Source organism: Nocardiopsis lucentensis DSM 44048 (assembly GCF_000341125.1).
Lineage (GTDB): Bacteria > Actinomycetota > Actinomycetes > Streptosporangiales > Streptosporangiaceae > Nocardiopsis > Nocardiopsis lucentensis.
This window is the reverse complement of sequence record NZ_ANBC01000511.1, coordinates 1-10807: the sequence shown is the minus strand read 5'-3', so window position 1 is coordinate 10807 and position 10807 is coordinate 1. Positions and strand designations below refer to the sequence as shown.

The 10807-nt window shown below is 73.9% G+C and carries 7 protein-coding genes and 2 pseudogenes; 5 read left to right on the top strand and 4 right to left on the bottom strand.

Features of this window, described 5'->3' with window-relative positions:
• Nucleotides 1–209 (top strand): annotated as a pseudogene (locus tag D471_RS0118055) (DUF2786 domain-containing protein); the annotation flags it as partial.
• Here D471_RS0118055 and D471_RS0118050 read toward each other — a convergent pair.
• Complete coding sequence (locus D471_RS0118050; RefSeq protein WP_017599912.1) at nt 206–682, bottom strand: hypothetical protein; 477 nt, start codon at nt 680–682, stop codon at nt 206–208. The pseudogene D471_RS0118055 and the gene D471_RS0118050 overlap by 4 nt on opposite strands.
• Nucleotides 683–776: 94 nt before the next feature.
• On the opposite strand from D471_RS0118050, the gene D471_RS0118045 reads away from it, so the two are divergent.
• A complete protein-coding gene (locus D471_RS0118045; protein WP_017599911.1) occupies nt 777–1565 on the top strand; it encodes an RNA ligase family protein in 789 nt (262 codons plus the stop codon).
• A pseudogene (locus D471_RS34975) lies at nt 1549–2660 on the top strand (AAA family ATPase). The gene D471_RS0118045 and the pseudogene D471_RS34975 overlap by 17 nt, the downstream one beginning before the upstream one ends.
• A gap of 294 nt (nt 2661–2954) precedes the next feature.
• On the opposite strand, the gene D471_RS0118030 reads toward D471_RS34975, so the two are convergent.
• A complete protein-coding gene (locus tag D471_RS0118030) occupies nt 2955–3374 on the bottom strand; it encodes a pyridoxamine 5'-phosphate oxidase family protein (protein ID WP_017599908.1) in 420 nt (139 codons plus the stop codon).
• Between the two features lie 336 nt (nt 3375–3710).
• Here D471_RS0118030 and D471_RS34970 point away from each other — a divergent pair, with 336 nt between their 5' ends.
• Nucleotides 3711–5174, top strand: coding sequence for an MFS transporter (locus D471_RS34970; protein ID WP_017599907.1), 1464 nt, complete (start codon nt 3711–3713; stop codon nt 5172–5174).
• Nucleotides 5175–5607: 433 nt separating this feature from the next.
• Here D471_RS34970 and D471_RS42330 read toward each other — a convergent pair whose 3' ends face one another.
• Nucleotides 5608–7314, bottom strand: a complete 1707-nt coding sequence (locus tag D471_RS42330; protein WP_017599905.1) for an nSTAND1 domain-containing NTPase — start codon at nt 7312–7314, stop codon at nt 5608–5610.
• Between the two features lie 417 nt (nt 7315–7731).
• The gene (gene fxsA, locus D471_RS0118010; protein ID WP_017599904.1) at nt 7732–7914 is read right to left on the bottom strand and encodes an FxSxx-COOH cyclophane-containing RiPP peptide; all 183 of its coding nucleotides are present in this window, start codon (nt 7912–7914) and stop codon (nt 7732–7734) included.
• 256 nt (nt 7915–8170) lie between these two features.
• Here fxsA and fxsT point away from each other — a divergent pair, with 256 nt between their 5' ends.
• Nucleotides 8171–10690 (top strand): FxSxx-COOH system tetratricopeptide repeat protein, encoded by a 2520-nt coding sequence (gene fxsT / locus D471_RS0118005; protein ID WP_017599903.1) that lies wholly within the window; start codon nt 8171–8173, stop codon nt 10688–10690.
• The last annotated feature ends 117 nt before the right edge of the window (nt 10691–10807 follow it).

Genomic DNA, 10807 nt, shown 5'->3' with positions numbered 1-10807 from the left:
CCGAGGAGGCCGCGGCGGCCGAGACGGGCACCGACCTGGTGCCGCTGTTCGCCGCCCGGGAGCGCGAGGTGGAGACCGCCGTCGAGGAGGCGTTCGGGGAGTTGACCTATTCGCGCGTGCGCGGCCCCCACAGCGAGGACGGCTGGGTCGAGGGGCGTGCGGCGGCGGATTCGGCGTCCCTCGACGGGCACCGCCCGGTCCGCGGCTAGGAGACCCGGTTGTCGGTGACGACCAGATCCCACCGGTCCTCGGGGTCCTCACCCTGGGCGTGGATGACCCCGGAGACCGTGTGGTCGAACGTGAAGTGGTCGAACTCGGCGGGCCGGTGCGGCCCCTCGTAGGCGGCGGCGCGGGCGCCCGGCCTGAGGAAGTGGTCGATGAGGTAGGCCATCCACGCGTCCGCCTCGTGGAACTTCTCCACACCGTCCCAGTGGACGCGGGTGCCGTCCTCGGAGGGGGTCCACCCGCACCACAGGGACGGCTGGCCCTCGGGGGGACCGCTGTACCGGCGGATGTCGGGGTCCTCGCCCTGGCCCATGAAGCCGCTGCCCTCGACGTGGTAGGGGCCGCGCTCGCGGTCCATGCGCCTGGTCCGGTTGAACTTCCTGAGGTAGGCGACCTCGTGGGGGTTGAGCGGCGGGGTGACGGTGACGTGTCCGGTGAAGTCGGTGGTGTAGCCCATGGGCTCCTGCCTACCAACCGACACCGACATCGCCGACCGCTTCGGCGGGAAAACCGGTGGCCCGCGGAGACAACCGCCCGGTACAAAGGGGCGCATGCTGCACAAGTATCCGCGAACCCGCCACATCCGGGGGTCGCGCCTGCAACCGGGCGACGACGACCTGTCCGCCACGCCCTTCCGTGACCTTGCGGGGCGGCACCTGGTCGTCGAGGAGAAGCTCGACGGCGCCAACGCGGGGATCAGCTTCGACGCCGAGGGGCGGCTGCGGTTGCAGAGCCGGGGCCATTTCCTGACCGGCGGGCCGCGCGAGCGCCAGTTCGCTCCGCTCAAGGCCTGGGCGGCGACCGTCGCCCCCCTGTTGCGGCCGCGGTTGGGCGATCGGTACGTGCTCTACGGCGAGTGGCTGTACGCCAAGCACACCGTGTTCTACGACGCGCTGCCGCATTTCTTCTGCGAGTTCGACGTCCTGGACACCCGGGAGGGCGTCTTCCTGTCCACGCCGCGCCGCCGCGAGCTGTTGGAGGGCACCCCGGTGGTGTCGGTCCCGGTCCTGTACTCGGGTCCGCTGTCCGACCTGGCGGGCTTGACCCGCCTCGTGGGGCCCTCCACCTGCCGGACGCCGAACTGGCGCCGCGCCCTGGCGGAGGCCGCGCGCGCCGGGGGCGCCGACCCTGAGCGCGCCCTGGCCGAGAGCGACGGCTCCGACCTGATGGAGGGGCTCTACGTCAAGGTCGAGGAAGATGACCGCACCGTCGACCGGTACAAGTGGGTGCGCGCGGAGTTCACCACCGCCGTGCTGGACTCGGGGACGCACTGGCTCGACCGGCCGGTGATAGCCAACGGCCTCGCCGACCCGGAGGTGCTCCATGCGGCTGTTCGATGAGCTGTGCCCGGCTCCCCCGACCTGGTCGCTGGACTGGTCGGCGGTCCGAGAGGCCCTCCCGTGGGTGCGGAAGATGGCGGGTGTGGAGCAGGATCCGGTCCACCACGCCGAGGGCGACGTGGAGACGCACACGCGGATGGCGTGCGAGGCCCTGGCGGAGCTGCCCGGGTGGCGGGCGCGCCCGGCGCCCGAGCGGGTCCGGCTCTTCGCGGCCGTGCTCCTGCACGACGTCGGCAAGGCGGCGTGTACCCGGCGGGAGGCGGACGGCCGGATCACCGCCCACGGGCACTCCCGCCGGGGTGGGCTCATGGCGCGCCGCCTGCTCTGGGAGGGCGGGGCCGAGGTGGGGTGGCGCGAGCACGTCGCCGCTCTGGTCCGCCACCACCAGGTGCCGTTCTGGGCCCTGGAACGCCCCGACCTGCGCGCGATCGCGTTCCGGGTGAGCCTGGTCGCACGCAACGACGACCTGGCGCTGCTGGCGACCGCCGACATCCTGGGGCGCCGCTGCGGTGACACCGCCGAGGTGGTGGACAACATCGCCCTGTACCGCGAGTACTGCGCCGAGCAGCGGTGCCTGGAGCGTCCCCGCGACTTCCCGTCCGACCACGCGCGGTTCTGGTTCTTCCGCAAGCCGGACCGCGACCCGGACTACGCGGCCCACGACGACACCCGGTCGACGGTGACCGTGATGTCCGGGCTGCCCGGCGCGGGCAAGGACACGTGGATCGGCTCCCACCGTGCGGACCTTCCGGTGGTGAGTCTGGACGCGCTGNNCCCACCGCCCCGCAGCGGCGGGTGGCGGCCGCCGCGCACGAGCTGGCCCGGGAGCACCTGCGGGCGGGGCGGTCGTTCGTGTGGAACGCGACCAACCTGTCGCGCGACGTCCGCGACCGGTGCGTCGGTCTGGCCGCGGCGTACCGGGCCAGGGTCGAGATCGTGTCCCTGGAGGCGCCGCCGCAGGTGCTGCGCGCCCGGTTGGACCGCCGCCCCGCGCCGGTCCCCTCCGCGGCGGTGGAGCGCCTGGTCCGAAGGTGGGAGTACCCCGACGCCACCGAGGCGCACCGGGTCACCGGGATCGCCTGGCCGGAGGCTTAGGCGGTGTTTTCTGGGTCCTCCGCCGCGCTTCGGACCGTGTTCAGGCGCCCACACGGCCAGGGGTGCTCCATCCTCCTCCTCGCCCGCCCGTCACCCTCCACCACCCTCAACGGACGCCTCCGGCGCGGCACCCCCCACTTCGTCACCCTCCACCACCCTCAACGGACGCCTCCGGCGCGGCACCCCCCACTTCGTCACCCTCCACCACCCTCAACGGACGCCTCCGGCGCGGCACCCCCATCGGCACCCCGCTGACGCCCGAACGACACTCCCCCGGTGACCGGTCGGGGCCGGTCAGGTCGGCCCCGGAGCGGTTCCGGCCATCAGCCAGCGGCGAACCCCGATCTCCAGCAGGACGTGGGGGCGGCCGCTGTCCTCGACGACTTCCTCGACGTCCCAGTCGTAGCGGTCGCGGAAGGCGGCCACGACGTCGGCGGGGAAGGCGTCGGTGTGCACCGTGGCGGTGCCCTCGGCAACGACGGGCTCGTCACCGTCCTCCAGCGCCAGCGACACCCGGGGGTCGGCGGCGATGTTGCGCGCCTTGACCGTGCCCGGGCCGGTGCTGACCCACCAGCGGTCCCGGACGTGGGCGAACCAGACGGGGGTCAGGTGCGGTGAGCCGTTCGGTCGCGAGGTGCACATCCAGGCGTTGCGGGCCGAGCGCAAGCGGTCGGTGAGGTGGTCGGGGGCGGGTGCGGACGGGTGGGCGGTCACGGGACTCCCTCGGTCGTGGTCGGGCAGAACGGAAGTCTGTGACCTCAACCGCGGTTGAGGTCAAATCCGGTACGGCGGCCCCGTGCGGGACGCCGCCCCCACCGGATCGGGATCACGCACCGCACCCGGCGATCCGCCACCGTCGTTTTCCGCTGATGCCCACGTGGGGGCACCCCTTTCCCGCTACGATGAGCGCAGCCCACCCGCACCGTCAGTCACCCACCGAACACGGCGCAGGGGCGACGGGACCACCGACGACCCCAGGGGTGCCCGCGCCGACCACCACGGCCGCCCCTACGGGCTCCGACGTCCAGGTTCCCGACGGTTGCGAGAACGATGTCCGACACGTGTGCACGCACGGCTCCGGCTCCCCGCACCCGGTCATCGCCGAACACACGGGACGACCGCCGCTGGCGGCGCCGCTTCGGTCTGCTGTGGACGGGCGGCGCGCTGTCCGCCCTGGGCTCGATGACCCTCACCCTGTCCGTTCCCCTGATCGCCCTGCACCAGAGCGGTTCCCCGGCCCTGGCCGGGTGGATCGCCGCCGCCGGGATGGTGCCGCGCACCCTGCTGTACGTGCCGCTCGGGGTCGTGGTTGACCGCCACGACCCCCGATCCGTCATGGTCGCCAGTCAGTGCGCGCGCCTGGCGTGCGTGGCGCTCCTGGTCGGCCCGGTCCTGCTCCTGGGCGCGCCCGTGGCCCTGCTGGCCGCCGCGGCCACCGTCCACGGCGTGTGCGCCGCCCTGCACGCGACCGCCGCGTCCGCCGCCGTGCCGCTCCTGGTCCCCCGCGACCACCTGCCGATGGCCGCGGCCCGCAACGAGGCCCGTACCCACGCCACGCAGATGACCGGACGGCCGCTCGGCGGAGCGCTGTTCGGTCTGGGCCACGGCCTGCCCGCCGTGTTCGACGCGGCGGCCTCGGCGGTGGGGCTGTGCCTGGTGGCGCGTCTACCTCGGCTGCGCGCCGCTGTCCGGGCTCCCACCGTCCGGGGGGAGGGGGAGGCCACGCGAACGGGCTCCGCGGCGGGGCCGCCCGAGGCTCCGGGGCGGCGGGCGTCCGCCCTGTTCCGGGAGACGGCGGCGGGTTTCGCCCACCTGCGCCGCGACCGCTTCCTCCTCCTGGCCACAGCGGTGTGCGCGGCGACGAACGCTCTGTTCCAGACGGTGTGGCTGGTCATCGTCGTCCTGGCCACCGAACACGGGCTCTCCGCCTTCCTGCTCGGGGCGGTGCTCGCCGCGACCGGCGCCGGGGGGCTGCTCGGTTCCCTCACCGCCACGGCCCTCGTCCGGCGCCTGCACCACACCACCATGGTCGTCCTGTGCCTGTGGGCGTGGGTGGCGGTCACCGTGCCCCTGGCCCTGGCCGGGCGGCCGGACACCGGATGGCTGGCGGCCGTGCTCCCGCTGGCCTGGGGCGGGATCGGGTTCGTCGGCGCGCACATGAACGTCACCGTGACCACCTACCACACCACGCGCGTGCCGCCCGAGCTCCTGGGCCGGGTCACCGGAACCGTCCGTCTGGCCACCAGCTCGGCGCTCCCCCTCGGTGTGCTGTGCGGGGGCCACCTGCTGGAGGCGGTGGGTGTGCGGACCACCGCCGTGTCGGTCACAGCGCTGCTCTGCCTGTGCGCCCTGGTCCTCACCCTGGTTCGGGCCGCCGGGTCGGATCCGCCCGCGCCGCGCCCCTCTCCCCCACCGGGAACAGCGACTCCCCGACCGTCCGCAGGCCCGCGTCCAGCGCCTTTTGGATCCGAAGGGCGTCACCGACCTGGCCCGTCCTCGCCTGGACGTGGTTGAAGGCCCGGTCGGTGGCGTCGCGCAGCTCGTCGACCGGGCCGCGCCGCCCCTCAGGGAGGACGCCCCGCAGGCGCTCGACCGCCACGACCGCGTCCAGGCTGTCCGCGCGGGCCTGCCGCAGCAGGTCGCCCAGTTCCTCGTCGCCGGGCCGGGGCGGGCCCTCGGCGCGGATGTGCGTGACCACCCGGACCGACATGCCGAGGCGGAGCACCGCCCTGCGCGCGTCGTCGAAGCGCGACCGCAGCTCCTGGTCGCGGCGGCGCTCCCGGTCGAACAGGTGCCGTGTCCGCTCCACCTCCAGGGCGTGCTCCGCCCGCCAGCGCTCCGTGCGCGCGGCCCGGTAGGCGGCCAGGGCGGTGGCGCCGAGTGTGCTCAGGGCTGTGACGGCGCCGGTGATGAGGGCGACCAGCACGGTGGTGTCCATCCGGTCGGGTCACCAGCTCCCGCGTGGGGTCAGCCCTCGGGCGGAGGTCAGCTCGGCGCGGATCCGGTTCCGGGTGCGCCGGGCCTCGCTGGCCGACCGGTCGCCGACGAGGACGGAGTCGAGGACGTCGAGGGCGGACTGGCTCTGCCCGACGCGCCACAGGGCCTGGCCGATGCCGGTGCGCAGGCTCGGGTCCCCGTGCACGCGCCCCGCGGCCGCGCGCAGGCCGTCGAGCGCCGCCGCGCGCTGTCCCGCCTGGAGGCGGCTGCTCGACTGGGCGACGAGCAGCCGCGCCACACCGGTGCCGTCCCCGCCCGCTTCCAGCAGCTCCGCCGCCTCGGCGTAGTAGGCGGCGGCGACGGCGGGGTCCCCGCGTTCGAAGGCGAGGTCGCCCAGGAGCGAGGTGAGCAGGGCGCGCTCGCGGGGTCGAGGCGGCGGGGTCGCCCGCAGCGCCCGCCTCGCGTGCTCCCCCGCCAGGTCGGGCTCACCCCGGGTGTGGGCCCGACGGGCGACGACGACGCGGTCGGCGATCGTCCACGGTTCCGGGGTGGCCTCGATGCGGGGATGGGCCGCCAGGTCCGCGAGGGGGCGGGCCAGGCGCGGGTGGCGCAGGCGGTAGCCGGTCCCGTCGGCCCCGGGGGCGACCAGGTGGCGGTCCTGGAGTGTGTGGACCAGGCCCCAGGTGAGGTCGGGGTCGCGGACACCGTCCGCGGCGGGGGGCGGGGCGCCCGGCCCGCCCGCGGCGGCGGCGCGGCGCAGCCAGGCGTGGGGCAGGTCCCGGGGCACGAGGTGCTCCGCGGCGACTTCCTCCAGGACGAGGCTCAGGTGGACGGCGAGGGCGTGGTCGACGTCGTCGGCGGCGAAGGCGTCGGAGCCCTCGGCGTACAGGAGCGCGCCGACGGTCTGGAGCAGGGCGGGGTCGACGGTCTCGGTGAGGGCGGCGGTGTCGGCGCCCCGGGCGGGCGGGCCGGGGACGGTCCGCACCTCCTCGACGAGGCGCTCGGCGACGGGCAGGGGGCGCCGGACGCCGGCCGTGTCGAGGGCGCGGGCGGTGGCGTGGACGGCGGAGTCGGGGGGCAGCGCTCCGACGCGCACCTCGGTGTGGTCGGTCCCGTGCGCGGCGATCATCCGGCGCAGGTCGGCCAGGTGCTCGGTGCGGACGGTGAGGAGGAGGTGCAGCCCGGGGTGCTCGTCCAGCGCGACGAGGAGTTCGTCGACGAGCGCGGCGCGGTGCGGTCCGGGGCCGTCCGGTGCGCGCAGCAGGGGTTCGGTCTGGTCGAGGGCCGCGAAGAGGGGCCGCTGGCGGCCGTAGCGGTCGGTGCGCTCATGGTCGCGCAGGAAGTCGGTGGTGGAGGTGCCCGGCCCGTGGGTGGGGAACTCGCCCGGGTTCCAGGAGGCGAGGAGGGCGCGGGTGAAGGGGTTCTGTTCGGGAAGGACGGCGCTGGGGAAGGCCGGGTCGAGGAGCAGGTGCCCCACCGGCAGGACGCGGGCGCCCCGGTCGGTGAGGGCGGGGACGGCCCCCGCGCGCAGGAGGGAGGTCTTCCCGACACCGGCGTCCCCGTGCAGAAGGGTCAGGCGCGTTCCGCTCCACGCATCGACGAGGGTGTTCACCGTCGCCGTCCGGCCGTGGAACAGGTGGCGGTCACGGGCGCCGAAGGGCCGCGCGCCGACGAATGGTCCCGTGCGGTGCGCCCGACCGACGAAGTTTCGTGACATGAAATCATCTCCGAAGCGTGGAGAACGGTTCGGTGGCCCCGCGGACCGGTGGTGTCACCGGTGCGCCCGAGGGGTTCCGATTTCACCCCGGGGACGTCATTGTCCGGCGCCTTTTCCGGATCCGCGACCCCCACGGCAACACGTGTGGGGAATGGTCGCGAAGGGGCTCTTGGTCCGGAAGCGGACGCATCCCCGAGGATGAGGCGTCCCCGGCCGCCTGGGCGTCCGGACCCGGACGAAGCGGCGGCCCCGGGACGGACACGGCCTGGGGCGTGTTTCTCGCAACGGCCCCCTGAGGGGGTGTGGTTCGGGCGTCGGCGGGGTTCTTGTGGAGGGGGCCGCGCCGTAGGCGTCGGTTGAGGGTGGTGGAGGGCGACGGGCGGTCCGAAGCGCGGCGAAGGACCCGAGAAACACCGCCTAGCCGTCCTCGTCCGGATCGCTCGTGAACGCGGCGATCGCCTCCGAGGCGGCCGATCCGGGTTCCAGGACCGACCGCAGCGCCCGCACGATCGCGCTGTCCCCGTACCCGTCGAGGTCACGCAGGGTCAGGCCGTCCGCCTCCACCAGGGCGGCCGCCCCGGGGACGTGCTCGTGTGGCATCGATCATGTCCTTCCGACCAGAGAGAAAGGAGAGAACGGTTGCGTTGACGCGGCAGCCGCCCTCCTTTACCGTTTTTTCGGTTGTCCCATGGAGTTTCTACCACCGGCCTGTCCTTCCCTAACATCTTCGCCTACGCTGAGTTCGTATTCGCAGTTCCCACACCCCGCTGACCGAAATCCTCGACTCAACACCAGGAATCTTCCGAAACCAATCCAGAATGCCTGGTGGGGACGATGTGAAACCGGAGGACATCGCGTGAGCGCTTCCAGGCCCAACTCCCCACGCTTCCCCAAGGTCTGGGGGAGGGTCCCACCGCAGAACAAGAACTTCACCGGTCGCGCCGAACAGCTCCAGAGCCTGTACGACGGGCTGCGCGGCCGGGTGACCGCGGTCGTACCGCACACCCTCCAGGGCTACGGAGGCGTCGGTAAGACGCTCATGGCGGTGGAGTACGCCCACCGCTACCGGGAGGAGTACGACCTGGTGTGGTGGATCATGGCCGACCAGCCCGGGCTCGTCCGCTCGGCGCTGGCCCACCTGGCCCCGCACCTGGACCTGCCCGGCCCCGGCCTGACCGGTGTGGAGGACGCGGCCAACGGGGTCCTCGACGCGCTGCGCCGGGGCGAGCCGTACGCGCGGTGGCTGCTGATCTTCGACAACGCCGACGAGCCCGAAGACCTCACCGACGTCATCCCGCAGGGGCCCGGCCACGTGCTGGTCACCACCCGCAACCACCGCTGGGAGGCGGTGGCCCGGACCGTGTCGGTCAACGTCTTTCCCTCGCACGAGAGCGTGGAGTTCCTCAAGCGGCGCATCCCCCGGGGGATCAGTATCGAGGACGCGGTCGAGCTGGCGGAGGCGCTCGGCCACCTCCCCCTGGCGCTGGAGCAGGCCGGGGCGCTGCAGTCCGAGACCGGGATGTCGGCGCGCGAGTACATGCGGCTGCTCTCCGAGCGCACCGGCTCCCTCCTGCGCGAGGGCAAGCCCCCCGAGTACCCGGAGCCGATGACCGCCGCCTGGCAGCTGTCGGTGGCCAAACTCCAGGAGAACCTGCCCGAGGCCATGGAGCTGCTGCGCTGCTGCGCGTTCTTCGGCCCCGACCCCATCCCGCGCGACCTGTTCTTCCCGGTGGAGGGCGGGGAGATCCGCCCCGAGCTGGCGGAGCTGATGGCCGACCCCATCCGCCTGAGCCGGGCGATCGGCCAGCTGGGGCGGTACGCGCTGGTGCGGCTGGACAACGCCAACCGCACCGTCCAGGTGCACCGGCTCATCCAGGCCCTGCTGCGCGAGGAGCTCGATCCCGCGATGCGGGACTCGATCCGCGCCGAGGTGTGGTCCCTGCTCAGCGCGTCCGCGCCGGAGAGCCGGACCGACCCCGCCGCCCAGGCCCGCTACCAGGAGCTGCTGCCGCACGTGGGACCCTCCCGGGTGGCGGAGAGCACCCGCCCCGAGGTGCGCAGGTTCGCGCTGAGCATGCTCAGCTTCCTGTTCGTGGTCGGCAACTACGAGACCGCCAGCCGCTACGCGCGCGCGTTCATCGACCAGTGGGTGGCCGACTCCGGAGACGAGGACCCCCACGTCCTGGAGGCCCAGCGCCTGTACGCCAACCGGCTGCGCGACCTGGGCCGCTACCAGGAGGCCCACGACCTCAACCGCGCCATCCTGCCGAAGGTGCGCCGGACCCTGGGCCGCACCCACAGCGAGACCCTGAACGTGCTGTCGGGGCTGGGGGCCGACTACCGGGCGCGCGGGGACTTCTGGCAGGCCCGGGAGCACGACGAGGAGACTCTGCGGCTGCACGAGGAGACCCTGGGCCCCAACGAGTCCGCCACCCTGCGCGCGCTGCACAACCTCGGTATCGACTACGCGCTGACCAGTGACTTCACCGGCGCCCAGGCAAGGCACGAGCGCGCGTACATGCTGTACAAGCGGCGCAGCGCCGCCCCCGGTTCGCCGGTCCTGCTGTCGTTCTGGCACGGTCTGGCCCTGTCGGTGCGCCTGGCGGGGGACTTCACCGAGGCCTGCGACCTGGGTGAGGACGCGCTGTCCTACGGGCGTGAGCAGCTGGGGGTCGAGCACCCGAGGACGCTGCGCACCCAGATGGACCTGGCGATCGCCCGCCGCATGTCCGGTGAGTTCGAGGAGGCGCTCGAACTGGCGCTGGACGTGCACTCGCGGTACCTGCGGCTGTACGGGATCGACCACCCCGAGACCCTGGCCGCGGCCATGTGCCTGACCAACATCTGGCGGATGACCGGGGAGCTGACGGGTGCGCTGGAGCTGGGTGAGGACACCGACCTGCGATACGTGCGGGCGTACGGCCCCGAGCACCCCTACAACCACGGGTGCACGAGCAACGTCGCCCTGCTGTACCGGCTGCTGGGCGACGCGTCGCGGGCGCGGTCGATGAACGAGTCGGCGCTCGCCGCCCTGGACGGCAAGCTGGGCCGCGACCACCACTACTCGTTGGGGGTGGCGATCAACCTGGCCAGCGACCTGTCGGCGCTGGGCGAGACCAAGAACGCGGTGCGCCTGGGCCGGGGCACCCTGCGCCGGCTGCGCTCCCTGCTGGGCGACGACCACCACAACACGCTGGCGTGCGCGGCCAACCTGGCGCTCGACCTGCGGGAGGAGGGCGTTTCGGAGGAGGCCGACGCCCTGGCGGAGACCACGCACACGGCGCTCGTGCGAACGCAGGGCCGGGAGCACCACCTCACGGCGGCCGTGCGGCGGGGCAGCCGGATGATCACCGACTTCGACCCGCCGCTGCTGTGACCGTCCGCCGCCACGGGCGATGTGGGGCGGCGCCGAAGCCCGAGGGGCGTGAACCACCCGCTCCGTCCCCCGGTCCGGTCAGCCCGGCCGGACGCCGGGCCCGGGGCGCCCCGCCGC

Bases quoted from the DNA above. Each gene is read 5' to 3' on its own strand.
- D471_RS0118050 (WP_017599912.1), bottom strand. From the start codon at position 682: ATGGGCTACACCACCGACTTCACCGGACACGTCACCGTCACCCCGCCG.
- D471_RS0118045 (WP_017599911.1), top strand. From the start codon at position 777: ATGCTGCACAAGTATCCGCGAACCCGCCACATCCGGGGGTCGCGCCTG.
- D471_RS34970 (WP_017599907.1), top strand. From the start codon at position 3,711: ATGTCCGACACGTGTGCACGCACGGCTCCGGCTCCCCGCACCCGGTCA.
- D471_RS42330 (WP_017599905.1), bottom strand. From the start codon at position 7,314: ATGTCACGAAACTTCGTCGGTCGGGCGCACCGCACGGGACCATTCGTC.
- fxsA (WP_017599904.1), bottom strand. From the start codon at position 7,914: ATGCCACACGAGCACGTCCCCGGGGCGGCCGCCCTGGTGGAGGCGGAC.